This is a genomic window from Streptomyces coeruleofuscus, assembly GCF_039532725.1.
In the GTDB taxonomy this organism is placed as follows: Bacteria; Actinomycetota; Actinomycetes; order Streptomycetales; family Streptomycetaceae; genus Streptomyces; species Streptomyces coeruleofuscus.
On the sequence record NZ_BAAASE010000008.1, the window covers coordinates 184,653 to 211,368 of the forward strand.

Consider the following 26,716-nt stretch of genomic DNA (forward strand, 5'->3'; position numbering starts at 1 on the left):
CAAGGGTGAAGATCGGACACACCCCGACCGTCTTTGTGATCTAGGGGTTTCAATCGACACCCGCCCAGGTAGGGTCTGGAAGCGTCCAGCTCCCCTTGGAGGAGGTGAGGACCGTGGCAGCCCACGACGACGACATGAACCGCGGCATCCGCCCGGGACGCGGGTCCGACGACCCGGCCGGGCAGATTGCCTACCTTGAGCAGGAGATCGCCGTCCTGCGACGCAAGCTCGCCGACTCTCCGCGGCACACGAGGATTCTCGAAGAGCGGATCGTCGAGCTGCAGACCAATCTGGCCGGCGTGTCCGCACAGAACGAGCGACTCGCCAACACGCTCCGTGAGGCCCGTGACCAGATCGTGGCCCTCAAGGAGGAAGTCGACCGGCTCGCGCAGCCGCCGGCCGGCTTCGGTGTCTTCCTGACGGCGAACGAGGACGGCACCGCCGACATCTTCACCGGCGGCCGCAAGCTCAGGGTGAACGTCAGCCCCAGCGTCGAGCTCGACGAGCTCCGGCGCGGCCAGGAAGTGATGCTCAACGAAGCGCTCAACGTGGTCGAGGCCATGGAGTACGAGCGCGTCGGTGAAATCGTCACCCTCAAGGAGATCCTCGAGGACGGCGAGCGGGCCCTGGTGCTCGGGCACACCGACGAGGAGCGGGTGGTACGGCTCGCCGAGCCGCTGCTGGACGTCACCATCCGCGCCGGCGACGCCCTCCTGCTCGAACCCCGCTCCGGCTACGTCTACGAGGTCGTGCCGAAGAGCGAGGTCGAGGAACTCGTCCTCGAAGAAGTCCCCGACATCGGCTACGAGCAGATCGGTGGTCTCGGCGGCCAGATCGAGGCCATCCGCGACGCGGTCGAGCTCCCGTACCTCTACCCGGACCTGTTCAAGGAGCACGAACTGCGGCCGCCGAAGGGTGTCCTGCTGTACGGGCCCCCTGGATGCGGTAAGACCCTGATCGCCAAGGCCGTGGCCAACTCGCTGGCCAAGAAGGTCGCCGAGGTGACCGGCCAGGCCCAGGGCAAGAGCTTCTTCCTCAACATCAAGGGCCCCGAGCTCCTGAACAAGTACGTCGGTGAGACGGAGCGGCAGATCCGCCTCGTCTTCCAGCGGGCCCGTGAGAAGGCCAGCGAGGGCACCCCCGTCATCGTCTTCTTCGACGAGATGGAGTCCCTCTTCCGCACCCGTGGCTCCGGTGTCAGCTCGGACGTGGAGAACACCATCGTCCCGCAGCTGCTCGCCGAGATCGACGGTGTGGAGGGCCTGCAGAACGTGGTCGTGATCGGCGCCTCCAACCGTGAGGACATGATCGACCCCGCCATCCTGCGGCCCGGCCGGCTGGACGTGAAGATCAAGATCGAGCGTCCGGACGCCGAGGCCGCCAAGGACATCTTCGGCAAGTACCTCACCGAGCGCCTCCCGCTGCATGGCGACGACCTCGCCGAGCACGGCGGCTCCAAGGCCTCCACGGTCCAGAGCATGATCCAGACGGCTGTCGAACAGATGTACGCCGAATCCGAGGAGAACCGCTTCCTGGAGGTCACCTACGCCAACGGCGACAAGGAAGTCCTGTACTTCAAGGACTTCAACTCCGGCGCCATGATCGAGAACATCGTGGGCCGCGCCAAGAAGATGGCGATCAAGGACTTCCTCGAGAAGAACCAGAAGGGCCTCCGGGTCTCCCACCTCCTCCAGGCCTGCGTGGACGAGTTCAAGGAGAACGAGGACCTGCCGAACACCACCAACCCGGACGACTGGGCCCGGATCTCCGGCAAGAAGGGCGAGCGGATCGTGTACATCCGTACGCTCATCACCGGAAAGCAGGGCGCGGACACCGGACGCTCCATCGACACGGTGGCGAACACCGGTCAGTACCTGTAAAAGGCAGGGCGGCTGCGGGTGCCCTCGGCGGGTACCCGCAGCCGACTGTTTTTCAGGCCACGGCTGGAGCAACGCAATGACGCAAATGATCTCCCCACCAGCGCAAAGGCGTTCTAGGCTCTTGCGTACCGCCAAGTCGCGCAGTGCGGGGACGGGCACCGCACACGCAACCGAGCGCCAGCGGTATCTGAGTGGCGCCCACGACCGAGGGCGCCGCCGGGCAAGGAGGGCCGCATGACCGTACGGCGAGTAATGGGCATCGAGACGGAGTACGGAATCTCCGTCCCCGGCCACCCCAACGCCAATGCCATGCTCACCTCGTCCCAGATCGTGAACGCCTACGCGGCGGCGATGCACCGGGCCCGCCGGGCCCGCTGGGACTTCGAGGAGGAGAACCCGCTGCGGGACGCCCGAGGCTTCGACCTCGCCCGCGAGGCCGCCGACTCCAGCCAGCTCACCGACGAGGACATCGGCCTGGCCAACGTGATCCTCACCAACGGCGCACGGCTCTACGTCGACCACGCACACCCCGAGTACAGCGCCCCCGAGGTCACCAACCCGCGGGACGCCGTCCTCTGGGACAAGGCCGGCGAGCGGATCATGGCCGAGGCGGCGGAACGGGCCGCCCAGCTGCCAGGTGCCCAGCCGATCCACCTGTACAAGAACAACACCGACAACAAGGGCGCGTCCTACGGCACGCACGAGAACTACCTGATGAAGCGGGAGACCCCCTTCTCGGACATCGTGCGCCACCTGACGCCGTTCTTCGTCTCCCGCCAGGTCTTCACCGGCGCGGGTCGCGTCGGCATCGGGCAGGACGGGCACGAGCACGGCTTCCAGCTCAGCCAGCGAGCCGACTACTTCGAGGTCGAGGTCGGCCTCGAGACGACGCTCAAGCGCCCGATCATCAACACCCGCGACGAGCCGCACGCCGACGCCGAGAAGTACCGCCGTCTGCACGTGATCATCGGCGACGCGAACCTGTCGGAGATCTCGACGTACCTCAAGCTGGGGACGACCTCCCTGGTCCTGTCGATGATCGAGGACGGCTTCATCGCCGTCGACCTGGCCGTCGACCAGCCCGTCCGCACCCTCCACCAGGTCTCGCACGACCCGTCCCTGAAGCGCCTGATCACGCTGCGCAGCGGCCGTACGCTCACGGCGGTCCAGCTTCAGATGGAGTACTACGAGCTCGCTCGGAAGTACGTGGAGGAGCGGTTCGGGGCCGATGCCGACGACCAGACCAAGGACGTCCTGTCCCGCTGGGAGGACACCCTCACCCGTCTGGAGCACGACCCGATGAGCCTGGCCGGCGAGCTGGACTGGGTCGCCAAGCGGGAGCTCATGGAGGGCTACCGGCGCCGGGACAACCTCGAGTGGGACGCGGCGCGGCTGCACCTGGTCGACCTCCAGTACGCCGACGTACGGCCGGAGAAGGGCCTGTACAACCGTCTGGTGGCCCGCGGGCGCATGAAGCGGCTGCTGGACGAGGCGGACGTCGAGCGGGCCCGTACGGCGCCGCCGGAGGACACCCGCGCGTACTTCCGCGGCCGCTGCCTGGAGCAGTACGCGGACGACGTGGCGGCGGCCTCCTGGGACTCGGTGATCTTCGACCTGCCGGGCCGGGACTCCCTCCAGCGGGTCCCAACCCTGGAACCGCTTCGCGGAACGCGTAATCACGTCAAGGAGCTTCTGGACCGCTGCCGCACCGCGGAAGACCTGGTCAGGGTCCTTTCGGGCGGGTGAGCGCGTTCAGCGGGTACTCGGGTGGGGCCCGCCGGACAGGGTGGAAAATCCCAGGTCCGGGAATCATCGAGGTGGTCCCCGTACGTTGGAGCAACTGCGGGGCCATTGTCAGACCCGGCGAGTAGGGTCTGATCTTGACCGAGCAACTGTGTCGGGCGAACCGAGCGGGGTGAGGGATATGGCGACCAAGGACACCGGCGGCGGACAGCAGAAGGCCACCCGGTCCACCGAGGAGGTCGAGGAGCAGGCGGCAGAGGCGCAGGCTTCCGAGGACCTCAAGGAGCGACAGGAGAAGCTGAGCGACGACGTGGACTCGGTTCTGGACGAGATCGACGACGTCCTCGAGGAGAACGCCGAGGACTTCGTGCGGTCCTTCGTTCAAAAGGGTGGCCAGTAGGGCGCCTGAGCCTTCATCCCGAAGGTGAACGGGGTGCGTGGGTGACGGACGAGCCGAGCGCGGAGCGCTGTGCGCGGGGCAGGGCATGACGTGATGCCCTCGCGTGCGGCGCTCCGGGCGTCGGTGGCGTCCGGAGCCCGGTGGCCCGCCTGTACGCGGGCGGCGGGCAAGTGCGGCGCCGCTCCGGCGGAGTTGGTCCCGCCGGGCATGTGGATCACCGCCGAAGGACGGGTAGGGTCCGAGGCATACCGTGCCCCCGGTCGCAACCGGGCCGGGGTTGTTCCAAGGATCGGCCCGACGTCACAGGGCGGGCTGTCGCATACGTGGAAGGAATCGCGTGGAAGCCAACACTCGTAGCACCGGGCGTCTGCCAGCTGCCTTCCTGACGCCGGGGTCTGCCTCCTTCATGGACTTCCTGTCCGATCACCAGCCCGAACTGCTGCCGGGCAACAAGAAGTTGCCTCCGGTGCAGGGCGCGATCGAGGCGCCGCACGGCACGACGATCGTGGCCGTGACGTTCCCCGGCGGCGTCGTCCTCGCCGGTGACCGGCGGGCGACCATGGGCAACGTCATCGCGCAGCGGGACATCGAGAAGGTCTTCCCCGCCGACGAGTACTCCGCCGTGGGCATCGCCGGTACGGCGGGTCTGGCCGTGGAGATGGTGAAGCTGTTCCAGCTGGAGCTGGAGCACTTCGAGAAGGTCGAGGGCGCCCAGCTGTCGCTGGAGGGCAAGGCCAACCGGCTGTCGACGATGATCCGGTCCAACCTCGGCATGGCCATGCAGGGCCTGGCCGTCGTGCCGCTGTTCGCCGGGTACGACGTGGACCGGGAGAAGGGGCGGATCTTCTCCTACGACGTCACGGGCGGGCGCTCCGAGGAACAGGGTTACGCGGCCACGGGTTCCGGTTCGATCTTCGCTCGCGGCGCGATGAAGAAGCTCTTCCGGGAGGACCTGAGCGAGGCCGAGGCCACGACGCTGGTGGTCCAGGCGCTCTACGACGCGGCAGACGACGACTCGGCGACCGGTGGTCCCGATGTCGCCCGCCGGATCTATCCCATCGTCACCGTGATCACCGACGACGGTTTCCGCCGCCTCTCCGAGAACGAGTCGTCCGAGATCGCGCGCTCGATCCTGGAGCGGCGTCTGGAGCAGCCCGACGGTCCGCGGGCCGCGCTGCTGTGAGCGGCCGGCTGTCTTCATGAGCGTGGTCCAGTGAACCGACGGAATCTTCAAGAGAGGGACGGATAACCGGTGTCGACGCCGTTCTATGTCTCACCCCAGCAGCAGATGGCCGACCGGGCGGAATACGCCCGCAAGGGCATCGCCCGTGGTCGCAGCCTGGTCGTGCTGCAGTACGCCGACGGCATCGTGTTCGTCGGTGAGAACCCGTCCCGCGCGCTGCACAAGTTCAGCGAGATCTACGACCGGATCGGCTTCGCGGCCGCCGGCAAGTACAACGAGTACGAGAACCTGCGGATCGGTGGCGTCCGTTACGCCGACCTGCGGGGTTACACCTACGACCGGGACGATGTGACGGCCCGGGGCCTGGCGAACGTGTACGCGCAGACGCTGGGCACGATCTTCTCGAGTGTCGGGGAGAAGCCGTACGAGGTGGAGCTGGTCGTCGCCGAGGTCGGGGAGACGACCGAGCAGGATCAGATCTACCGGCTGCCCCATGACGGGTCCATCGTGGACGAGCACGGCGCGGTCGCGGTGGGCGGCAACGCCGAGCAGATCAGCAGCTACCTGGACCAGCGCCACCAGGACGGCATGACGCTGGCCGAGGCGCTGAAGCTGGCGGTGCAGTCCCTGTCCCGTGACACCAACGGCAGCGAGCGGGAGATTCCCGCGGAGCGGCTGGAAGTGGCGGTGCTGGACCGTACGCGGCCGCAGAAGCGCAAGTTCAAGCGGATCAGCGGGCGCCAGCTGAGCCGGCTGCTGGAGGCGGACGGGGCGACCACGGCGTCCGAGGCCGAGGCGGACGCGAACGCCGAAGCCGAGGCGGAGGCGTCCGGGGACAGCGAGTAATCGTTCAGTGCCGCGCGCCCTGGCCGTTTCCGCGGCCGGGGCGGGTTGCCTCCGGCGGGTTGAGCCGGGGTGCCTGCGGCGGCCTGTGCGGCTTCGGTGGGGGAGCGTGCGCGGGTGTGGGTCCGCCTGGCTGCGGGCAGGCGTGCCTCCCCCAGTGCCTTAAGGGCCTGGGAGGTGCCCCCAGGCGGCACGGGCGGGTGCAGCGGCACCCCGTTCCGCCGGGCTGCGGACCCACCCCGCCCCGGCAGCGACGCCGAGCAGCTACGGCAAGCCTGGTGGCGCCGTAGAGCCCCGTACCACCAGCCGCACCGGGATGTCCCCACCCTCGGGCTCACGGCCCTCCAGGACGGCCAGCAGAGCCCGCATGCCCCGTTCGCCGAACAGCTCGGCGTCCAGGCGGACCGTCGTCAGTTCAGGGTCGATCGCCGTGGCCAGGGCCAGATCGTCCAGGCCGGTGACCGACAGGTCGTCCGGCACGCGCAGGCCAAGGCGGCGAGCTGCCTTGTACGTGCCGGCGGCCAGCTGGTCGTCGTCGCAGATCACGGCCGTGGGGCGGGGGCCCGGCTCGGAGAGGGCGGCTTCGGCCGCGGCCACCGCGCCCTCGATGGAGATCGGTGAGCGGGCCGTGCGGACGGACGTACCGGGCACCTCACCCAGACGAGCCGCCAGCTCTCGGGCGCGTATCTCGAAGGTCCAGGACGGTACGTCCGCCGCGAGGTGGAGGAACCGCCGGTGGCCGAGGGACAGCAGATGTTCTGCGGCCTGGCGGACACCGTCGGCGATGTCCAGGTTCACCGTCGCCGCCCCCAGGCTCTCCGCCGGGTCACTGTCCAGCATCACCAGCGGCAGGGCCTCCCCGCGGATCGCTGTCACGGCGTCCGAGGCCATCGAGGACGCGATGACGCCGTCCAGAGCGGCCTGGGCGGAGGCGAAGGGGTCCGGGGCCGGGCCGATGCCCTCGGGGGAGGGGTAGAGGACCACGCCGAAGCCGTGTTCGGCGGCGACGCGGGTGGCGCCCGTGTAGACGCCGGCGAAGAACTCCGTGGTCAGGGCGGGGACCACCAGGAGGACCGTGCGGGTGCGGCCCAGACGCAGGTTGCGGGCGGCCAGGTTCGGGCGGTAGCCCAGATCGCGCGCGGCCTCGCGGACCCGCTGAGCCGTCGCCTCCGAGACGCGCCCGCGCCACTTGTCCCCGAGGACCAGGGAGACCGCCGCCTGGGACACACCGGCGGCCTGGGCGACGTCCCGGCTCGTGGGTCGGGTGCTGCCTCGTGCCACCGTCGGGCTGCTCCTTCGTCTGGACTCGTGAACAGCGGCCATGGTACGTATGGAACTCGACGTTATACGTAAAACCTAGGGCGGGGACATGGCCACGGGATACCTGGAGATCCTTCGGGCGCGACACGCCGCCCGGCTGCTCGTCGGCACGCTGGTCGGCCGGCTGCCCAATGCCACGGCAGCCATCGCGATCCTGCTGTTCGTGCGGGCCGAAGGCGGTTCGTACAGCGTCGCGGGGGCGCTGGTGGGTGTGTACGGCGTCGCCAACGCGGTGGGCCAGCCGGTGCTGGGCCGGCTCGTGGACCTGCGGGGGCAGCCGCGTGTGCAGCTGCCGGCGGCCGTCCTGTCCGGGCTCGCCATGGCCGTCTTCGCCTTCGGCGGGATCGGGTCGCTGCCCCTCGCGTACGCCGCCGTCGCGGCCGCCGGGCTCTTCACGCCGCCTCTCGAAGGCGGACTGCGGGCTCTGTGGTCGTCCGTCCTCCGCAAGGAGGAACACGTGCACACCGCGTACGCCATGGACGCCGTGGCCCAGGAGGTGATGTTCACCGTCGGGCCGCTGCTCGTGACGCTGTGCGTGTCCCTGTGGTCCGCCCAGGCCGCGCTGCTGGTGCTGAACGTGGTCGGCGTGCTGGGGGCGCTGTCCGTGGTGGTGTCGCCGCCCTCGCGCGCGTGGCGGTCGGCGCCGCGCGAGGCGCACTGGCTCGGCGCGCTGCGCTCGGCGGGGCTGCTGGCGCTGCTGGCGGCGTTCCTGTTCATAGGGATCGCGCTCGGCTCCATCACGGTCGCCTCGGTGCCCTACGCGGACGACCACGGCGGTGACGTCGTGTACGGCTGGCTGATGGCGGCTCTGGGCTTCGGGGCACTGGTCGGCGGCTTTGTCTACGGGGCCCGGCAGTGGGCCGGTGAGCCCGCGCGGAGACTGCGGGTGCTGGTGGCGCTTCTGGTGGTGTGTTATCTGCCGCTGATGCTCATGCCGGAGGCGGTGCCCATGGTGGCGCTGACCGCGCTCGCCGGGGTCTTCCTCGCGCCCGCCATCGCCTGCGCGTTCGTCCTGGTCGACCGGCACGCGCCGCGCGGCACGGTCACCGAGGCGTTCTCCTGGCTGGTGACGACGTTCACCGTGGGCCACTCGGTCGGAGCGGGCGTCGCGGGGCCCGTCGTGGAGGCGGGAGGGGCCCTGTGGGGCTTCGCCCTTCCGGGTGTCGCGGGTGGTGTGTCCCTGCTGGTTTTGACCGCCACAGGGCGGGTACTCGCAGCTCCCGGTGGGGGAGCGGTGGTTGCCGCCGGTTCGGAAAATGATCCAAACCGTGCCGTCGAACCCCGTTTCAGTTCAGGGGATCGGGCGTAATGTTCCCTCATGGACCGCCGCATTTTCGGGCTGGAGAACGAGTACGGCGTCACGTGCACGTTCAGGGGACAGCGCCGCCTGTCTCCTGACGAGGTGGCGCGGTACCTCTTCCGCCGTGTCGTGTCATGGGGCCGAAGCAGCAATGTCTTTCTGCGAAACGGCGCCCGCCTCTATCTCGACGTGGGTTCACATCCGGAATACGCCACACCCGAATGTGACAACGTGACCGAACTGGTCACCCACGACAAAGCGGGCGAGCGCATTCTCGAAGGACTCCTGGTGGACGCCGAACGACGCCTGCACGAGGAGGGAATCGCGGGCGACGTCTACCTCTTCAAGAACAACACCGATTCGGCGGGCAACTCCTACGGCTGCCACGAGAACTATCTCGTCGCCCGGCACGGGGAGTTCTCCCGGCTCGCGGACATTCTGATTCCGTTCCTGGTCACACGGCAGTTGCTGTGCGGCGCGGGCAAGGTGCTCCAGACGCCGCGCGGTGCCGTGTACTGCGTCAGCCAGCGGGCCGAGCACATCTGGGAGGGCGTCTCCTCGGCGACGACCCGCTCCCGGCCGATCATCAACACGCGTGACGAACCGCACGCGGACGCCGAGCGCTACCGCCGCCTGCACGTCATCGTGGGCGACTCCAACATGTCCGAGACGACCATGCTGCTCAAGGTCGGCGCCACCGACCTGGTGCTGCGCATGATCGAGGCGGGCACGGTGATGCGGGACCTCACCCTGGAGAACCCGATCCGGGCGATCCGCGAGGTCAGCCACGACATCACCGGCCGCCGCAAGGTCCGCCTGGCCAGCGGACGCGAGGCCTCCGCCCTGGAGGTGCAGCGCGAGTACTACGAGAAGGCCCTGGACTTCTGCGACCGCCGAGGCATCCGCACCGGCACCGTGGAGCAGGTCCTGGAGCTGTGGGGCCGCACGCTGGACGCGATCGAGAGCGAGGACCTCGACCGCATCGGCACCGAGATCGACTGGGTCATGAAGTACAAGCTCCTCGAGCGGTACCGGGCCAAGCACAACATGACCATGTCGCATCCGCGCGTCGCGCAGATAGACCTCGCCTACCACGACATCCACCGCCGTCGCGGCCTGTACTACCTGCTCGAGAAGAAGGGTCAGGCAGCGCGCATCTGCAACGACTTGAAGATCTTCGAGGGCAAGTCCGTACCGCCGCAGACCACTCGGGCCAGGCTCCGCGGCGACTTCATCCGGCGTGCGCAGGAACAGCGCCGTGACTTCACGGTCGACTGGGTGCACCTCAAGCTCAACGACCAGGCTCAGCGCACCGTGTTGTGCAAGGACCCGTTCCGTTCCGTGGACGACCGAGTGGAGAAGCTGATCGCCGGAATGTGAGGAAATGCGCCGGCGGGGAAATCGCCGGAACGCCACACGGGCGCCGTACGTTACAAGTACGGCGCCCTGCTCACGCCGTAGAGTTGCGCGCACGCCATCAACGAGATCGACCGATTACGAGGCCCCCACAGTGCGCCGACGCTCACTTCTCATCTCCGTACCCGCTGGACTTGCCACGCTCGCCGCATGCGGCGACGACAAATCCGACTCGAGCAAGGCCAGCGACAGCCCGTCGCCCTCGGCGTCGGCTCCGTCCGCCGCCCCGCCGCCGAAGATCGTCGACGGCCCGCTGCCGGCGGTCACCTCGGGCACGAAGTTCGACGAGAAGCCGACGATCGCCAAGGGCAGCGGAGAGCCGTCGAAGCAGCTCGCGGTGAAGACCCTGGTCGCGGGCAGCGGCAAGGCCATCGCGGAGAACGACTTCGTCGTCGCGAACTACCTGGGCCAGGTCTGGAACACCGCCAAGGTCTTCGACAACTCCTACGACCGCAAGGCCCGCCTGGCGATCCAGCTCACCCAGGGCCAGATCATCGACGGCTGGCGGTACGCGCTGGCCGGCAAGAAGGCCGGCAGCCGCGTCGAGATGGCCGTCCCGCCCACCTGGGGCTACGGCTCGCAGGGCAACCCGCAGGCGGGCATCAAGGGCACCGACACCCTGGTCTTCGTCGTCGACGTGCAGGACACGTTCAACGCCAAGAGCTCCGCCAAGGGCAAGAAGGTCCCGCAGGACAACGCGGACCTTCCCGAGGTCGGCACCAACACCGACGGCAAGGCGCCCTCCATCGAGGTGCCCAAGTCGGCCGCGCCGAAGAAGCTCGTCGCGGAGTACGTCCTGGAGGGCGACGGCGAGGAGGTCGCCGCCGACAACAGCGTCCTCGTGCAGTACAAGGGCGTGCTGTGGGACGGCGGCAAGGAGTTCGACTCGTCGTACGCCAACAAGCAGCTCGTGTCGTTCTCGCTCCAGCAGGTCGTCAAGGGCTGGGCGCAGGGCCTGACCGGCAAGAAGGTCGGCAGCCGCGTCCTCATCGTCATCCCGCCGGAGCTGGGCTACGGGGACAGCCCGCCGCAGGGCAGCGGCATCAAGAAGGACTCCACGCTGGTCTTTTCGGTGGACATCCTCGCGAAGCTGTGACGCGCGCGGGATGTAAGACTGTGCGTGTTCGCCTTTCCGTAGACAAGCAGGAGCTAGAGACGTGAGCATCGACAAGCCCGAGATCGACTTCCCGGGCGGCGAGCCCCCGGCGGACCTCGAGATCAAGGACATCTGGGAAGGCGACGGCCCGGTCGCGCAGGCGGGCCAGACCGTCACCGTGCACTACGTCGGCGTGTCCTTCAGCACGGGCGAGGAGTTCGACGCCAGCTGGAACCGCGGCACCCCCTTCCGCTTCCCGCTGGGCGGTGGCCGGGTCATCAAGGGCTGGGACCAGGGCGTGCAGGGCATGAAGGTCGGCGGCCGCCGCCAGCTGACCATCCCCGCCCACCTCGCCTACGGCAACCAGAGCCCGACCCCGGCGATCAAGCCCGGCGAGACGCTGATCTTCGTGGTCGACCTGCTCGGAGTCTGAGCAAGATCCGAACAGACTCGATCACGTGGGGCCCATGCCTGTTCGGGCATGGGCCCTCGGCTTTTGCGGGGCCACCGTGTGGCGGTACGGTCATCGCTCGTAAGCACCATAGGGAGGCGAAGCGCTTCGATGGCCATTGCCAAGGCCGAGCGTCTGATGAACCTGGCGCTGTGTCTGCTCGGGACGCGGCGGCCGCTCAGCAAGCGTGAGCTGCGCGACTCCATCGAGGCCTACGTCGAGGCCTTCGGCCCCGGCAACGGCCCGGGCGGCAACGACGACTCCTTCAACCGCATGTTCGAGCGCGACAAGGACGACCTGCGCGAGCTCGGACTGGTCATCGAGACAGTCGAGAGCCTCGACGGCGAGATCGGCTATCTGGCCCGCCGCGACAGCAACCGCCTCCCGCCCATCACCCTGGACGCCGAGGAGGCCGCCGCACTCGGGCTCGCCGCCAAGGTCTGGCAGCAGGCCCGGCTCGCCGGGGCCGCCAGCGGCGCCCTCCAGAAGCTGCGCGCGGCGGGACTCCCCGAGGACGTCGACCCGTACGGGTCGCACGGCGCCCTGGAGCCCCGCATCCCCGTGCACGAGGCGGCGTTCGAGCCGCTGATGCTCGCCTGCCGGGACCGCAGGCCCGTCGTCTTCGACTACCGCAAGGCCACCGCCGCCCACCCCGAGCAGCGGCATGTGGAGCCCTGGGCGCTGGAGTGCTGGCGGGGTCACTGGTACCTGGCGGGCTGGGACCGAGACCGGGGCGCCGAGCGGGTCTTCCGGCTGTCCCGGATCACCGGCAAGGTCCGCTCGCGCGGCGGCCGGTACACCGCCGACGTGCCGGACGTCGTCACTGTCCGTGAGACCGTCGCGAGCTGGGCCGGGGAGATCACCGACCGTTCGGCGCGGATCCGGCTGCGCTCGGACGCGGGGTACCCCCTTCGGGCGAAGGCCACCTCCGTGCGGGAACTCGGTGACGGCTGGGACGAGTTGGAGATTCCGTACGGCCACGGGCTGGACGCCTGGCTGGTGGAGTTCGGGCCGGACGTGGTCGTCCTGGAGCCCGCGGAGCTGCGGGCCGACGTGGTGGACCGGCTACGGGCCGTGGCCAAGGGCTGAGGGGGAGCGGACGAGACAGTGGCAGGCAAACCGGTCAGGCCCGTGAACGCCATCGACCAGACCAGACGGATGCTCTCCCTGGTGACGTATCTGAGGGAGCGCCCCGGAGCCCGGGTCGAGGACGTCGCGCGCGCCTTCGGCATCACCGAGGACGAGCTGGTCTCCGACCTCGACGTGCTGCCCATGTGCGGCACCAGCTTCCGCGGTGGCGACCTGCTCGACATCGACACCGACGGCGAGCGCATCTGGTGGCACAACCCGGCCGCCCTGGCGGCGGAGGCGGCCGAGCCGCTCAGGCTCGCCGCCGACGAGGCCACCGCCCTGCTCGTCGCCGCCCGGGCCGTGTCCACGCTGCCCGGACTGCGCGAGAGCGACCGGCAGGCGCTGCTGCGGGCGACGGCCAAGGTGGAGGCCGCGGCCGGCGAGGCGGCGGGCGCCAGCTCGCGGCTGTCGGTGACCTTCGAGTCCGAGGGCGGGGTCTTCGCGGACGTCGACCGGGCGATCGCCGAGCGCCGCCGGCTGTGGATCCGCTACTACTCGCCCGCGCGCGACGAGGTCACCGAGCGGGAGATCGACCCGATCCGCCTGGTCAGCGTCGGGCACACGTATGTCGAGGCCTGGTGCCGCCGCTCGGAGGCGCGCCGCACCTTCCGGCTGGACCGGGTCGCCGAGATCAAGATCCTCGACGAGCCGTCGGCACCGCCGGAGATCGAGCTGCGGGACCTGTCCGAGGCGCTGGTGCAGCCCGCGGCCGAGGACCCGGAGGTCGTGGTCGAGGTCGGGCCCGGCGGCCGCTGGGTCGCCGAGTACTACCCGCACGACAGTGCGGATGAGCTCCCCGACGGCGGGCTGCGTATCACTCTGCGGACCCCCGAGCCGGCGTCGCTGCGACGCCTGGCGTTGCGGCTCGGGCGGGACGGCCGGATCGTGTCGCCGCCCGAGCTGGCGGACAGCGCCCGGCAGGCCGCCCGCGAGGCGCTGGCGGCGTACGACGGGATCGAGGCGCTGGCGGCGGCCGGCGTGGTGGATGCGGCCGAGGTGCGCGGGCCGCACGCGGTGGCGGACGGGCCGGACGGCAGGCGCGCGTGAGCCGCGGGTGCCCAAGGCGCCGACGGCCGTCTGCCAGGGCGTGTCCGCAAGGTCCCGTCGTCCGACCGGAGGGCGGGCCTCGCGGCGTTCGGTGCGTGCTCTGGGAGTCCCTCCTGCTCGAAGAGCTTGAGGAGCGTGCCGGGCGTCGCGGGGCAGGCGGGACTTTGCGGACACCCCCTGGGGCCGTCCTGGGGCACCGCCGCCGTGCCGGGGCGCGGAACTGGTCGATGCCGGGGGCGAGCCGGTCCGCCCCGGCGCCACCCGGGTGTCCCGAAGGCGAACGACCTGAGAAAGAGGAGCCAGGGCTGTGAGCGAGTCGGTGACGTCCGGTGCGATGGGCATGACGGTGGAGTCCGCGTTCTCCGGGATGACAAGCGTGCCCCCGGTGGTGTTCCGGGCGGGCTGCCCGGACTGCCGCGAGCGCTTCGAACTCACCGCGAGCGCCCTGCGCCTGGCCATCGGCGCCACGAGCCGCACCACTTTCTACTCCTTCACCTGCCCGGAGTGCGGTGCGTCCGTGCGCAAGCCCGCGGGGGAGCGGATCGTGGAGCTCCTCACCGGTGGCGGGGTACGGACCCTGCGGCTGCATTCGACCCTGTAGAGGGTCTGGGCGTTCGGCGTTCCGGGAGGGTCTAGGCTCGGCGTCATGTTCTGGCCGATGTTCGCGATTGCCGTGGGATTCGTGGGTCTCGCCGTGCTCGGGGTGCTCGCCGTGCGGGTCTTCGTCGAGGCACAGCGCCTGGGCAGCCAGGTCACGGACTCGGCGCGCCGTATCAACCGTGCCGCCGAGGACCTGGAGCGGGCGGCGGAGAGCGCGGCCCGGTCCGTGGACTCCCTCTGAGCTGTCCGGCGGGTGGCTGTGAGTCGGGCTTTGGGACACTTCGCCCTGTCACCTCGGCGGTTCGGACAGGTACGCTGCTGGTCGCGGTCCGGTTAACGAGGCACTGGCCGCGGACGGGAGTACGCACAGGGGATGCAGAGGGATTGCCTCACGTTTACCCCCGAGCGTTACGATCGCTGTCAACACGATCGTTCGGACACATGTCCGACCGGTCGGACAGCACCCCACCACAGCCGCCTCGGTGAGAAGGTAAAGACTTATGTTCGGAAGGCTCGGAGCCCCCGAGATCATTCTCATCCTCGTCGTCATCATCCTGCTGTTCGGCGCGAAGAAGCTTCCGGACATGGCTCGGTCGCTCGGCAAGTCGGCCCGCATCCTCAAGAGCGAGGCCAAGGCGATGAAGGACGAGAACAAGTCGTCCACGACCCCGGCCGGCCCGCCCAACAACGACGAGCAGCCTTCGCAGCGCACCATCCAGGCAGCGCCCGGTGACGTGACCAGCTCGCGCCCGGTCAACGAGCCGACGGACACGACCAAGCGCTGACCCAGGGCCGGTGACCTCCGGCCCGCCGCACGAGATGGGAACGTGGGTTGCTGAAGTCTGCCCGCAAGCAGGAGAAGGATCCCGAGGGGCGCATGCCCCTTGCGGAGCACCTTCGCGAGCTCCGCAACCGGCTCGTGAAGAGCCTGCTGGCGATCGTTGTCACGACGGTCGTCGCCGCCTTCTTCTACAAGGACATCATCCAGTTCTTCACGAATCCCATCCTTGACGCGGTGGGATGCCAGTACAGCTTCGCCGAATTGGCGAAGGGCACCGAGGAAACCCAGTGCGCGCGGATCGTCCAGAACGGTCTGCTGAGCCCGTTCACCCTCGCTCTCACCGTCTCGCTGTCCTCGGGTGTGGCCCTCGCAGCTCCGGTGTGGCTGTTCCAGTTGTGGGCCTTCGTGGCGCCAGGCCTGCACCGGCACGAAAAGAAGTACTCCCTGGCCTTCGTGGCTGCGGGATTCCCGCTGTTCCTCACGGGGGCGTACTTCGCCTACTGGTCGCTGCCCAAGATGGCGTCCGTGATGCTCGAGTTCTCGATCATCGGCAGCGACAACCAGCTTCCCCTTGATGATCTCCTGCAATTGGTCATGCGGATGATCATCGTCTTCGGCCTCTCCTTCGAGCTGCCGTTGCTGCTGGTCATGCTGAACTTCGGTGGCGTCCTGACCGGCAAGAAGATCGCCGGCTGGTGGCGTGGGATGATCATGGGCATCACGGTGTTCGCCGCGATCGCCACCCCCAGCACCGACCCGATCTCCATGCTCGCTCTGGCGGGCCCCATCTGGGTTCTCTACTTCGCCGCGAGCGTGATCGCCCTCGCGAACGACAGGCGACGTGCCCGTCGTGAGGCGGCGGGGCCGGCCGACGACGAGGCCTCCGAGCTGGACCTCACCCCCGACGACATCGGCGAGATCGAGCCCGTGACGACCAGCCGCGCCGCGCTGCCCGAGCAGGCGAGCGCGGAGCGCACGGACCGGGTCAACGGTTATGACGACGTGACCTGAAGATCGGCGGGCAGCTCATAGGGTCGGTCGCGTGACCAGCGAGATCACCCTCTTCGTCAACCCCACCGCGGGTCGCGGCCGGGGCGCCCGGGCGGCGCAGCCGGCCGCTTCCGCTTTGCGGGCGGCCGGTTACTCGGTGCGTACGGTGCTCGGGGAGGACGCTCCGGACGCCCTCACCCGCGCGCGTGCCGCCGTCGCGGGCGGCACCGGAGCGCTGATAGCCGTCGGCGGTGACGGCATGGCCCAGCTCGCCCTGCGGGCGGTCGCGGGCACGGGCACTCCCCTCGGCCTGGTCGCCGTCGGCACCGGGAACGACTTCGCCCGCGCCCTCGGTCTTCCCGTACGCGAGCCGGCCGCCGCGGGCCGGATGATCGCCGACGCCCTCAAGTGCGGCCGGCTCCGCGACATCGACCTCGGCCAGGTGGGGGACCGCTGGTTCGGCACGGTCCTCGCCTCCGGCTTCGACTCCCGGGTCAACGACCGGGGCAACCGCATGAGGTGGCCCGCCGGCCGCTTCAAGTACGACCTCGCGATGGTCGCCGAACTCGCCGCCTTCCGGCCCGTCCCGTACCGGATCCGGCTCGACCACGGCGAGGTCCGTGAGGTCGAGGCGACCCTCGTCGCGGTCGGCAACGGATCGTCGTACGGCGGCGGCATGCGGATCTGCCCCGGCGCGGACCTGACCGACGGGCTGTTCGACATCACCGTGGTCGGGGACTGCGACCGTAGGACGCTGCTGCGCGTGTTTCCGCGGGTGTACCGGGGGACCCACATCGAGCATCCGAAGGTGACCGTGCTGCGGGCGGCGCGGGTCGAGATCGCCGCCGAGGGCGTCACCGGGTACGCGGACGGGGAACCGCTCGGCCCGTTGCCGCTGACCGCGCGCTGCGTGCGCGGGGGCGTGCGGGTGGTCGGCCCCTGAGCCGGGCTGCCCCTGAGCTGCGCCGATCCCCGGTTTCACAGGAACGGATCCGGATAATGATCGTCCTGTTGTCAGTGCGGCCCGGTACGCTCGAAAGCACGATGACAGAGGATCTCTCACCGGCCGAGCGGTACGCGGCAGCCCGTCAGCGCGCTGCCGAGCAGGCCACCGCGCTCGCCTCATTCCGCGAGATGTACGAATTCGGCCTCGACCCCTTCCAGATCGAGGCCTGCCAGGCGCTCGAGGCGGGGAAGGGCGTGCTGGTCGCCGCGCCCACCGGCTCCGGCAAGACGATCGTCGGCGAGTTCGCCGTCCACCTCGCCCTCCAGCAGGGCAAGAAGTGCTTCTACACGACGCCCATCAAGGCGCTGTCGAACCAGAAGTACGCCGATCTGTGCCGCCGCTACGGCACGGACAAGGTGGGCCTGCTCACCGGCGACAACAGCGTCAACTCCGATGCCCCGGTGGTCGTGATGACCACCGAGGTGCTGCGGAACATGCTGTACGCCGGTTCGCAGACGCTCCTGGGCCTCGGCTACGTGGTCATGGACGAGGTGCACTACCTCTCCGACCGCTTCCGGGGCGCCGTCTGGGAAGAGGTGATCATCCACCTTCCCGAGTCGGTCACGCTCGTCTCGCTCTCGGCGACCGTGTCGAACGCCGAGGAGTTCGGCGACTGGCTCGACACGGTCCGCGGCGACACCGAGGTGATCGTCTCGGAGCACCGGCCCGTGCCGCTGTTCCAGCACGTGCTGGCCGGGCGGCGGATGTACGACCTGTTCGAAGAGGGCGAGGGGCACAAGAAGGCCGTCAACCCCGACCTCACGCGCATGGCGCGGATGGAGGCGACCCGGCCGTCGTACCAGGACCGCCGGCGCGGCCGGCTGCGCGAGGCCGACCGCGAGCGTGAGCGCAGACAGCGCTCCCGGGTGTGGACGCCGAGCCGGCCCGAGGTCATCGAGCGGCTCGACGCCGAGGGGCTGCTGCCCGCCATCACCTTCATCTTCAGCCGCGCCGCCTGCGAGGCCGCCGTCCAGCAGTGCCTGTACGCGGGCCTCAGGCTCAACGACGAGGAGGCGCGCCACCGGGTACGCGCGCTCGTCGAGGAGCGCACGGCGTCCATCCCGCACGAGGACCTGCACGTCCTCGGCTACTACGAGTGGCTGGAGGGCCTGGAGCGCGGCATCGCCGCCCACCACGCGGGCATGCTGCCGACCTTCAAGGAGGTCGTCGAGGAGCTGTTCGTGCGCGGCCTGGTCAAGGCCGTGTTCGCGACCGAGACCCTCGCCCTCGGCATCAACATGCCCGCCCGTTCGGTGGTGCTGGAGAAGCTCGTCAAGTGGAACGGCGAGCAGCACGCGGACATCACCCCGGGCGAGTTCACGCAGCTGACCGGCCGGGCCGGACGACGCGGCATCGACGTCGAGGGCCACGCCGTCGTGCTCTGGCAGCGCGGCATGAACCCCGAGCACCTCGCGGGCCTGGCCGGCACGCGCACGTACCCGCTGCGGTCCAGCTTCAAGCCGTCGTACAACATGGCGGTCAACCTCGTCGAACAGTTCGGCCGGCACCGCTCGCGCGAGTTGCTGGAGACGTCCTTCGCGCAGTTCCAGGCGGACAAGTCGGTCGTCGGGATCTCCCGGCAGGTGCAGCGCAACGAGGAGGGGCTGGAGGGCTACAAGGCCTCCATGACCTGCCACCTCGGCGACTTCGAGGAGTACGCGCGGCTGCGCCGCGAACTGAAGGACCGGGAGAACGAACTGGCCCGGCAGGGTGCGGCACAGCGACGCGCGGAGGCCGCCGTCGCGCTGGAGAAGCTCAAGCCCGGCGACGTCATCCACGTGCCCACCGGCAAGTACGCGGGCCTGGCGCTGGTGCTGGACCCTGGCCTGCCCGCGGGTCGTTCCAACGGCCACCGGGGCTTCGACCACCACGACGGGCCGCGCCCGCTGGTGCTGACCGCCGAACGGCAGGTGAAGCGGCTGGCGTCCATCGACTTCCCGGTGCCGGTCGAGCCGTTGGAGCGGATGCGGATCCCCAAGTCCTTCAACCCCCGTTCCCCGCAGTCCCGTCGGGACCTCGCGTCCGCGCTGCGCACCAAGGCCGGGCACATCCCGGCGGACCGGCACCGCAAGCGGCGCTCCCAGGCGGCCGACGACCGCGAGATCGCCCGGCTTCGGACGGCTCTCCGCGCGCACCCCTGCCACGGGTGCAACGACCGCGAGGACCACGCCCGTTGGGCCGAGCGCTACCACCGGCTGCTGCGCGACACCTCGCAGCTGGAGCGGCGCATCGAGGGCCGTACGAACACGATCGCGCGGACGTTCGACCGCATCGTGGCGCTGCTGACCGAGATGGACTACCTGCGCGGCGATGAGGTCACCGAGGACGGCAAGCGGCTCGCGCGGCTCTACGGCGAGCTGGACCTGCTCGCCAGCGAGTGCCTGCGCGAGGGCGTCTGGGAGGGGCTCGGACCGGCCGAACTGGCCGGGTGCGTCTCGGCGTTGGTTTACGAGTCACGCGTCGGGGACGACGCGCTGGCGCCGAAGCTGCCTTCGGGGAAGGCCAAGGCCGCGCTGGGCGAGATGGTGCGGATCTGGGGACGGCTGGACGCCCTTGAGGAGGAGTTCCGGATCACCCAGACCGAGGGCGTGGGGCAGCGTGAGCCGGACCTCGGCTTCGCCTGGGCCGCGTACATGTGGGCCTCCGGCAAGGGGCTCGACGAGGTGCTGCGCGAGGCGGAGATGCCGGCGGGGGACTTCGTGCGGTGGTGCAAGCAGGTCATCGATGTGCTGGGGCAGATCGCCGCCGCCGCCCCGCAAGGGTCCTCGGTGGTGAAGAACGCCCGTAAGGCCGTTGATCTGTTGCTGCGGGGAGTTGTCGCCTACTCGTCGGTGGGGTGATCGTCGCTGCGCGGGTGCCGCTTCGTTGTGGCTGCTCGCGCCCACGCGGCGGAGCCGCAAATCGACACTGCCCCGCGCCCCTTGGAAGGGCGTTGTTGCCGGAGCCCCTCACCCGTTGAGGTGAGGGGCTTTCGCATGCCTGTTTGTCGCTACGCCACGTATTCGAACGATGTCGCAGCGTGTAAAAGACTGAGCGTACTATCCCTTCGCGACCGGTTTCCGGCAGTTGCTGAATATGACACGGCGATGATCCGGTCGGACTAAGCTCGCCCGCAGCGCACCGGCTTGAGATGAATTCGGGCGCTTGTTCCCCAATGTGCGGAAGAGTCCTACAGCTTCATGACATACCCCCCGGCAAGTCCTTCCGAACCCCAGCCGACTCCTTTCAGAAGGCCCACATGGTGAGTGTTCAATCCCCTCCCGGTCGCGCTGAACTTCCTTACGCGCGCGTGCTGCTGCTGCCGGCCATAGCGATGGCCGCGGCGACCGGAGCCGCCGTCGCCCTGGTGACGGCGCCGGCCCGGCTCGCCGTCGGCTGGTGCGGTGGCATCGCCACCGTGCTGCTGATCGCGACGGCGGCCGAGGCGGTACGCCGCGGCCGTGCCCTGCGCAAGCAGCGGGCCGAGCACGCCCGGTACAGCGCGCATCTGGAACAGCGGATCGCCGCGCACGAGCACGAGTTGGTCCACTTCTCGAGGGAGATCTTCCCCGCGGCGCTCCAACTGCTGAGCACGGGAGAATCCCCCAGGGAGGTGATTCGCAAGCTCGGCCTGGCCAACCCCGAGTACCGCGACCTCCCCGCCCCGCAGACCGAGACGCTGCTGACGGTGCTCAAGATCGTCGACCGCGAAGTGACCATGCGCGACGCCGCCGCGCGCTCCTTCGTCAGTGTCGCCCGCCGCGTCCAGGCGATCATCCACCAGCAGGCCGAGGAACTCCGGGAGATGGAGGAGGACCACGGCCGCAACCCCGAGGTCTTCGACGACCTGCTGCGCATCGACCACGGCAACGCCCTGATCGGCCGCCTCGCCGACTCCGTCTCCGTCCTCGGCGGCGGCCGCCCCGGACGGCAGTGGCCCGAGCCCGTGTCCCTGTACAGCACGCTGCGCGGCGCCATGTCCCGCATCCTGGAGTACCGGCGCATCCAGCTGTCCTCCATCGCCAAGGTCAGCGTCAAGGGCATCTACGTCGAGCCGGTCATCCACGCCGCCGCCGAGCTCCTCGACAACGCCACGCGCTACTCGCCGCCGCAGACGAAGGTGCACGTCACCGCCACCGAGGTGCAGACCGGCGTGTGCATCGAGATCGAGGACGGCGGTGTCAACCTCAACGAGGAGGCACGCGCCCGGATCGAGGGCATGCTGGAGGCCGCCAAGGCGGGCGTCGACCTCCAGGACATCGGCGAGCACCCGCGCCTCGGCCTCGCCGTCGTCGGCCGCCTGTGCACGGCGTACAACATGCAGGTCTCGCTGCGCGCCTCCGCGTACGGCGGCGTCCGCGCCATCCTCATCGTGCCGAGCGAGATGATCACCCACGAGCCCGGTGTCGGACTCGCCCACGGCATCGGCGCCACCGGCATCCCCATGACCGTCGGCATCCCCGAGGGACCGAAGCGCACGCCGAAGAAGCGCCGCCCCACCAGCCCGCGCATCCCCACGACGGTCTCCCTGGATGACGACGACGTCCCCGAGGTCACCGAGTGGACGCCGAACGGCCTGCCGCAGCGCCGCAGCCGGGTGAAGACGTCCCTCACCGAGCGGATCGCCCAGCAGGCAGCGTATGAGCGGGAAGACCGGGAGGCCGCCGCACGGGGCGAGGCGAACCCCTGGGCGGCAGCGGAGCCCGAGCCCAAGCCCCTGCTCGACATGAACGCCCCCGACGCCCCCGGCAAGGGCCTGGAGGCCTTCTGGGAGGGACTCAAGCAGGGCATCGAACCCGGCACCCACCCGACCGACTTCCTGCGGAACCCGACCAAGTACCTGCACCTGATCAACGACCCGGCCCCCACCGAGGCCGACGACGAGGGGGACCTCAAGTGATCCAGCAGCGAGGCAACTTCGACTGGATGCTCAAGCAGCTCGCCGACGGCGTGCCGGGCATCGAGATGATCGTGGTGCTGTCGGCCGACGGTCTGCGCATCGCCCGCTACGGCGGCGAGCCCGACGCGGCCGACCGCGTCGCCGCGGCCTGCGCCGGACTCCAGTCGCTCGCGGGCAGCATCTGCCAGGAACTCAGCGTCGGCGACGGCGAGATGAAGCTCGTCATGATCGAGATCGACCGCGGCTACTTCTACCTGATGAACGCCGGAGCCAACGCCTTCCTCGCGGTGCTCTCCGACGTGCGGTGCGAACCCGGCCGGATGAGCGCGATGATGCGCGATCTGGTCGTCCGGATCGGCGGGCATCTCACCAGTCCGCCCCGGCGGAACGGGCAGATCGTATGACGCCTCCGCAACGCCAGAGGCGCGACCCCGCCGTCCCTGAACCGGCCACGCCCCAGGAGGGCGAGGGCAAGGTCAAGAACCCGGAGCGGATGTACGTGGTGGCCGGCCCGGACGGTGAACGGGCCGAGCTCGACCTGGTGACGTTAATCGTGGCGCGTGCCACGGACCCGCCGCCCTCCGCCTCTCCCGAGCAGGCGGCGGTGCTCCGGCTCTGCGCCGCCCCCCTGTCCGTGGCCGAGCTGTCGGCCTACCTCCACCTGCCGTACAGCGCGATGGGCGTGCTGCTCACCGAGCTGCTGACGGCGGAACTGGTGAAGGCGCGCGCCCCGATCGTCCGTCAGGCGCGCACCGACCGTTCCCTCCTCGAAGCGGTGATGAATGGACTTCAAAGGCTCTGACACCATCCCGGGCCCCCGGGCCGAGGACCAGTTGCCCCACACGGCACAGGCCGCGGCCAAGATCGTGATCGTGGGTGGCTTCGGCGTCGGCAAGACGACCATGGTCGGCTCGGTCAGCGAGATCACACCGCTGACCACCGAGGAGACCATGACGCAGGCCGGCATCGGTGTCGACGACAACTTCGGTTCCGCGTCCAAGACGGCCACCACCGTGGCGATGGACTTCGGGCGGATCAGCATCACCGACGAGCTGGTGCTGTACCTCTTCGGCACACCCGGACAGCAGCGCTTCTGGTTCTTGTGGAACGGCCTGTTCGAGGGTGCCCTCGGCGCGGTGGTGCTGGTCGACACCCGCCGGCTGGAGGTCAGCTTCGACGTCATGGGGCGCCTGGAGGAACGCGGCGTGCCGTTCGTGGTCGCCATCAACTCCTTCCCGGACGCGCCCCGTTACCCCGTCGACGAGCTCCGTACGGCGCTCGACCTCTCCCCGGACATCCCGATCATGGAGTGCGACGCGCGGCGGCGGGCCTCCAGCCGTGACGTCCTGATGACCCTCATGCGCTTCCTGCACTCGCTCGCCATGACGGGCTCGCTCACCTGAGCCCGTGTCCGCGCACGCCCCACCTTCCCCCCATACACCTGGATTCATCTCAGTTTCGGAGCGACCACTGTGACGCCTGAATCCCACGCCCCGACCGGTACGGACGCCCCCCGGACCGGCCCGCCCCCCGGCTGCCCCGCACACGGCCTCGGGCCCGGAGGACTGCACCGGCTGCACGAGTCGGAGGACCTGGCAGCGCTGTACGAGCAGCTGCGGCAGGAGCACGGCCCCGTGGCGCCGGTGCTGCTCCACGACGACGTACCGATGTGGATCGTGCTCGGCCATGCCGAGAACCTGCACATGGTGCGCTCGCCCACGCAGTTCTGCCGGGACAGCCGTATCTGGACCCCGCTCAGGGACGGCCTGGTCAAGCCCGATCACCCGCTGATGCCGCACATCGCCTGGCAGCCCATCGCCTCGCACGCCGAGGGTGACGAGCACAAGCGGCTGCGCGGCGCGGTTCAGGGCGCCATCTCGACCATCGACTTCCGCAGCCTGCGCCGCTACATCAACCGCAGCACGCAGGCCATCGTCAACCGGTTCTGCGAGCACGGCGAGGCCGACCTCGTCGGCCAGTTCGCCGAGCACCTGCCGATGGCGGTGATGTGCGAGATCCTCGGCATGCCCGAGGAGTACAACGACCGTCTCGTGGAGGCCGCCCGCGACGCCCTCAAGGGCACCGAGACGGCGATCGCCAGCCACTCCTACGTCATGGACGCCCTGAGCCGGCTCACCACCCGGCGCCGCGCCCAGCCGGAGGAGGACCTGGCCAGCTACCTGATCACCCACCCGGCCCGGCTGACCGACGACGAGGTCAGGGAGCACCTGCGCCTGGTCCTCTTCGCCGCCTACGAGGCCACCACCAACCTGCTGTCCAACGTGCTGCTCACGGTGCTGATCGACCCGCGCTTCCGGGCCCAGCTCAACGGCGGCCAGATGACGGTGCCGGAGGCGGTGGAGCAGTCGCTGTGGAACGAGCCGCCGTTCAGCACGGTCTTCGCCTACTTCGCCAAGCAGGAGACGGAGCTGGGCGGGCAGCGCATCCGCCGGGGTGACGGACTGCTCTTCGCCCCGCTTCCGGCCAACGTCGACCCGCGGGTGCGGCCGGACCTGAAGGCCAGCATGCAGGGCAACCGGTCCCACCTCGCCTTCGGCGGCGGCCCGCACGAGTGCCCGGGTCAGGACATCGGCCGCTCCATCGCCGACGTCGGCGTCGACGCGCTGCTGCTGCGGCTGCCGGACGTCGAACTCGACTGCGACGAGGACGAGCTGCGCTGGACGGCGTCCATCGCCTCCCGGCACCTCGTGTCGCTGCCGGTGCAGTTCGCGCCCAAGCCGCCGCAGGACGTGACGCAGACGCCGAGCCACAAGGCGGTCCCCGCACAGCGCGCGGACTGGCAGATCGGCACCACGCAGCCGCAGCCCCAGCCGGCACCGGTCGCCGCACAGCCGCAGCCCCAGCCGGCTCCGGTACAACCCCAGCCGGTTCCTCCGGCCCCACAGCCGACGGCGGAGGAACCGGCCCGCCGCAAGGGCGTCTGGCAGCGCTTCCTGAGCTGGTGGCGGGGTTACTGACCGTCCGCCGGGCCGTCGTACGTCCCGGCGGCCCACCGGTCGTACGACGACCAGGCCGCGAGCACCCGGCCGCTGCGGAACCGGTGCTCCACACCCGTGACCGGGTCGGTGAACTCCAGGGCCCGGGCCAGCAGTTGGAGCGGGCGCCGGAAGTCACCGGCCGGCCCGGGAGCGGTGACCTCGGGGTAGAGCGGGTCGCCGAGGATCGGCACGCCCAGCGCGCTCATGTGCACGCGCAGCTGATGGGTCTGCCCGGTGCCGGGCACGAGCCGGTACCGGGCGAGTCCGCCGGCCCCGTCCGGGCGGTGCTCGACGCGTTCGACGCGGCTGACGGCGTTGGGCTCGCCCGCCACCTCCCGGGCGGTGAGCTCGCCGCGTTCCTTCACGATCCGGCTGCGCACGGTCCGGGGCAGGGCGAGGCCGGGATCGTACGGGGCGACGGCCTCGTACTCCTTGTGCACCTGCCGGTCGCGGAACAGCGTCTGGTAGGCACCGCGTTCCTCGGGGCGCACGGTGAACAGCACGAGTCCGGCGGTGAGCCGGTCCAGGCGGTGCGCGGCGCCGAGCGTCGGGAGGTCCAGCTCGCGGCGCAGCCGGGCCAGCGCGGTCTCCGCGACGTGGCTGCCGCGCGGGGTGGTGGCGAGGAAGTGGGGCTTGTCGACGACGACGATGTGCTCGTCCCGGTACACGACCTCCAGCGGGAACGGCACGGGCACCTCGTCGGGCAGCTCCCGGTGGAACCACACGAACATCCCGGGCACGTACGGCGCGTCCGCCGGCACGGCCCGCCCGTCCGCCCCGACGATCCGCCCCGCGTCGAACATCTCGTCGACGACCCCGTCACCGGCACCCGAGAGCCGCTCCACCAAGTGCTCACGCACCGTGGCCCAGGCCCCCGCGGCGGGCAGTCGCACACGCACGGGGTCCACGCCCTGGCGCTGCGGCAGGGGAGCGGGCGGAATGCGGGTCCGGCGTCTCATCGCGGCCCAGCGTACGAGGCGGGCGGGCACCGGCGGAAAATCCCTGGGGCCGAACAATGCCCCTTGCCAGGATGAGGGCATGCCCTTCCTCATCAGCGCGGTCCTGACGCCCGGGGTCCTCACCGGCCGCCCGCAGCCCACCCTGGCCACCGGCGACGGACTCCTTCTGCGCCCCTGGCGGGCCGGGGACGCCCCTGCGGTGTACGAGGTCTTCCAGGACCCGGTGATGCACCAGTGGCACGCCCGGTCCGCCGACTCCGAGCAGGAGGTCGCTGGCTGGATCCGCGACTGGCACCGGGCGTGGGAGGAGGGGCGGGAGGCGCAGTGGGCCGTCGTCGACGCGGACTCCGACCGGCTGCTGGGGCGGGTGGCGCTCCGCGAGATACGGCTCGACGACGGCGTGGCGGAAGTGGCCTACTGGACCGTCCCGGCGGCACGCGGCCGGGGCGTCGCCGCCCGGGCCACGACCGCGCTCGCCCGCTGGGCGCTCGACGAGATCGGTTTCCACCGTCTCGAACTGCTGCACGCCGTACGCAACGAGGCCTCGTGCCGTGTCGCCTCGCGGACCGGTTTCGCCCTCGAAGGCACCAAGCGCAGCGCCATCCTGCATCCGGACGGCTGGCACGACATGCATCTGCACGCGCGCGTGCGGGGAGACTGACCGCGGCAGGCCCGGGGCGGAGTGACGGGCT

General features: G+C 70.1%; 25 protein-coding genes. 23 read left to right on the forward strand and 2 right to left on the reverse strand.

The features are described 5' to 3' along the window. The first annotated feature begins 113 nt into the window (after positions 1–113). From arc to prcA, 5 genes are all read left to right on the forward strand, one after another. Positions 114–1,880: a proteasome ATPase gene (gene arc, locus ABFX81_RS29375; RefSeq protein WP_086843989.1), complete on the forward strand. Its 1,767-nt coding sequence runs from the start codon at positions 114–116 to the stop codon at positions 1,878–1,880. Positions 1,881–2,114: 234 nt separating this feature from the next. Then, positions 2,115–3,626, forward strand: coding sequence for a depupylase/deamidase Dop (gene dop / locus ABFX81_RS29380; protein ID WP_341874594.1), 1,512 nt, complete (start codon positions 2,115–2,117; stop codon positions 3,624–3,626). Between the two features lie 178 nt (positions 3,627–3,804). Continuing rightward, positions 3,805–4,023, forward strand: a complete 219-nt coding sequence (locus ABFX81_RS29385) for a ubiquitin-like protein Pup (RefSeq protein WP_030244016.1) — start codon at positions 3,805–3,807, stop codon at positions 4,021–4,023. Between the two features lie 337 nt (positions 4,024–4,360). Further along, entirely contained in the window at positions 4,361–5,206 is an 846-nt protein-coding gene (prcB, locus tag ABFX81_RS29390) for a proteasome subunit beta (protein WP_086843985.1), read from the forward strand. A 69-nt stretch (positions 5,207–5,275) separates the two neighbouring features. Beyond that, entirely contained in the window at positions 5,276–6,052 is a 777-nt protein-coding gene (gene prcA, locus ABFX81_RS29395; RefSeq protein ID WP_086843983.1) for a proteasome subunit alpha, read from the forward strand. A 261-nt stretch (positions 6,053–6,313) separates the two neighbouring features. Here prcA and ABFX81_RS29400 read toward each other — a convergent pair whose 3' ends face one another. After that, positions 6,314–7,330, reverse strand: coding sequence for a LacI family DNA-binding transcriptional regulator (locus ABFX81_RS29400; RefSeq protein WP_346138902.1), 1,017 nt, complete (start codon positions 7,328–7,330; stop codon positions 6,314–6,316). 88 nt (positions 7,331–7,418) lie between these two features. Between ABFX81_RS29400 and ABFX81_RS29405 the strand changes: the two genes are divergently transcribed. The 17 genes from ABFX81_RS29405 (at position 7,419) to ABFX81_RS29485 (ending at position 25,044) form a co-directional block, all read left to right on the forward strand. Next, positions 7,419–8,678 carry an MFS transporter gene (locus ABFX81_RS29405; protein WP_086843979.1) on the forward strand — a complete coding sequence of 420 codons (1,260 nt, stop codon included), beginning with the start codon at positions 7,419–7,421 and terminating at the stop codon, positions 8,676–8,678. A 9-nt stretch (positions 8,679–8,687) separates the two neighbouring features. Next, positions 8,688–10,049: a Pup--protein ligase gene (pafA, locus tag ABFX81_RS29410; protein WP_059419425.1), complete on the forward strand. Its 1,362-nt coding sequence runs from the start codon at positions 8,688–8,690 to the stop codon at positions 10,047–10,049. 130 nt (positions 10,050–10,179) lie between these two features. Then, a complete protein-coding gene (locus tag ABFX81_RS29415) occupies positions 10,180–11,181 on the forward strand; it encodes an FKBP-type peptidyl-prolyl cis-trans isomerase (RefSeq protein ID WP_346138903.1) in 1,002 nt (333 codons plus the stop codon). Positions 11,182–11,242: 61 nt separating this feature from the next. Continuing rightward, complete coding sequence (locus ABFX81_RS29420; protein WP_030243994.1) at positions 11,243–11,614, forward strand: FKBP-type peptidyl-prolyl cis-trans isomerase; 372 nt, start codon at positions 11,243–11,245, stop codon at positions 11,612–11,614. Between the two features lie 129 nt (positions 11,615–11,743). Further along, on the forward strand, positions 11,744–12,721 hold the full coding sequence (locus ABFX81_RS29425) for a helix-turn-helix transcriptional regulator (protein ID WP_086850470.1): 978 nt from the start codon (positions 11,744–11,746) through the stop codon (positions 12,719–12,721). A gap of 18 nt (positions 12,722–12,739) precedes the next feature. After that, positions 12,740–13,810, forward strand: coding sequence for a helix-turn-helix transcriptional regulator (locus tag ABFX81_RS29430; RefSeq protein WP_346138904.1), 1,071 nt, complete (start codon positions 12,740–12,742; stop codon positions 13,808–13,810). A 307-nt stretch (positions 13,811–14,117) separates the two neighbouring features. Further along, positions 14,118–14,411 (forward strand): CpXC domain-containing protein, encoded by a 294-nt coding sequence (locus ABFX81_RS29435; RefSeq protein WP_086850466.1) that lies wholly within the window; start codon positions 14,118–14,120, stop codon positions 14,409–14,411. A 45-nt stretch (positions 14,412–14,456) separates the two neighbouring features. After that, the gene (locus ABFX81_RS29440; RefSeq protein ID WP_086850465.1) at positions 14,457–14,651 is read left to right on the forward strand and encodes a hypothetical protein; all 195 of its coding nucleotides are present in this window, start codon (positions 14,457–14,459) and stop codon (positions 14,649–14,651) included. A 259-nt stretch (positions 14,652–14,910) separates the two neighbouring features. Continuing rightward, positions 14,911–15,195: a Sec-independent protein translocase subunit TatA gene (tatA, locus tag ABFX81_RS29445; RefSeq protein WP_059419437.1), complete on the forward strand. Its 285-nt coding sequence runs from the start codon at positions 14,911–14,913 to the stop codon at positions 15,193–15,195. A 47-nt stretch (positions 15,196–15,242) separates the two neighbouring features. Further along, positions 15,243–16,202, forward strand: a complete 960-nt coding sequence (gene tatC / locus ABFX81_RS29450; RefSeq protein ID WP_086850464.1) for a twin-arginine translocase subunit TatC — start codon at positions 15,243–15,245, stop codon at positions 16,200–16,202. 31 nt (positions 16,203–16,233) lie between these two features. After that, positions 16,234–17,124 (forward strand): diacylglycerol kinase, encoded by an 891-nt coding sequence (locus ABFX81_RS29455; protein ID WP_086850463.1) that lies wholly within the window; start codon positions 16,234–16,236, stop codon positions 17,122–17,124. A gap of 56 nt (positions 17,125–17,180) precedes the next feature. Further along, positions 17,181–20,027 carry a DEAD/DEAH box helicase gene (locus ABFX81_RS29460; RefSeq protein ID WP_086850462.1) on the forward strand — a complete coding sequence of 949 codons (2,847 nt, stop codon included), beginning with the start codon at positions 17,181–17,183 and terminating at the stop codon, positions 20,025–20,027. 398 nt (positions 20,028–20,425) lie between these two features. Further along, positions 20,426–22,066 (forward strand): ATP-binding protein, encoded by a 1,641-nt coding sequence (locus ABFX81_RS29465; RefSeq protein WP_086850461.1) that lies wholly within the window; start codon positions 20,426–20,428, stop codon positions 22,064–22,066. After that, positions 22,063–22,470 carry a roadblock/LC7 domain-containing protein gene (locus ABFX81_RS29470; protein WP_059419444.1) on the forward strand — a complete coding sequence of 136 codons (408 nt, stop codon included), beginning with the start codon at positions 22,063–22,065 and terminating at the stop codon, positions 22,468–22,470. Before ABFX81_RS29465 ends, ABFX81_RS29470 begins: the two co-directional genes overlap by 4 nt. Beyond that, positions 22,467–22,868 (forward strand): DUF742 domain-containing protein, encoded by a 402-nt coding sequence (locus ABFX81_RS29475; protein WP_086850460.1) that lies wholly within the window; start codon positions 22,467–22,469, stop codon positions 22,866–22,868. Before ABFX81_RS29470 ends, ABFX81_RS29475 begins: the two co-directional genes overlap by 4 nt. Next, on the forward strand, positions 22,849–23,469 hold the full coding sequence (locus ABFX81_RS29480) for a GTP-binding protein (protein WP_346138905.1): 621 nt from the start codon (positions 22,849–22,851) through the stop codon (positions 23,467–23,469). The genes ABFX81_RS29475 and ABFX81_RS29480 overlap by 20 nt, the downstream gene beginning before the upstream one ends. A gap of 69 nt (positions 23,470–23,538) precedes the next feature. Continuing rightward, complete coding sequence (locus tag ABFX81_RS29485; RefSeq protein ID WP_346138906.1) at positions 23,539–25,044, forward strand: cytochrome P450; 1,506 nt, start codon at positions 23,539–23,541, stop codon at positions 25,042–25,044. On the opposite strand, the gene ABFX81_RS29490 is transcribed toward ABFX81_RS29485, so the two are convergent. Next, positions 25,038–26,024 carry a pseudouridine synthase gene (locus tag ABFX81_RS29490; RefSeq protein ID WP_086849682.1) on the reverse strand — a complete coding sequence of 329 codons (987 nt, stop codon included), beginning with the start codon at positions 26,022–26,024 and terminating at the stop codon, positions 25,038–25,040. The genes ABFX81_RS29485 and ABFX81_RS29490 overlap by 7 nt on opposite strands. A gap of 79 nt (positions 26,025–26,103) precedes the next feature. Here ABFX81_RS29490 and ABFX81_RS29495 point away from each other — a divergent pair, with 79 nt between their 5' ends. Next, positions 26,104–26,685: a GNAT family N-acetyltransferase gene (locus ABFX81_RS29495; protein WP_086849676.1), complete on the forward strand. Its 582-nt coding sequence runs from the start codon at positions 26,104–26,106 to the stop codon at positions 26,683–26,685. Positions 26,686–26,716 lie beyond the last annotated feature (31 nt).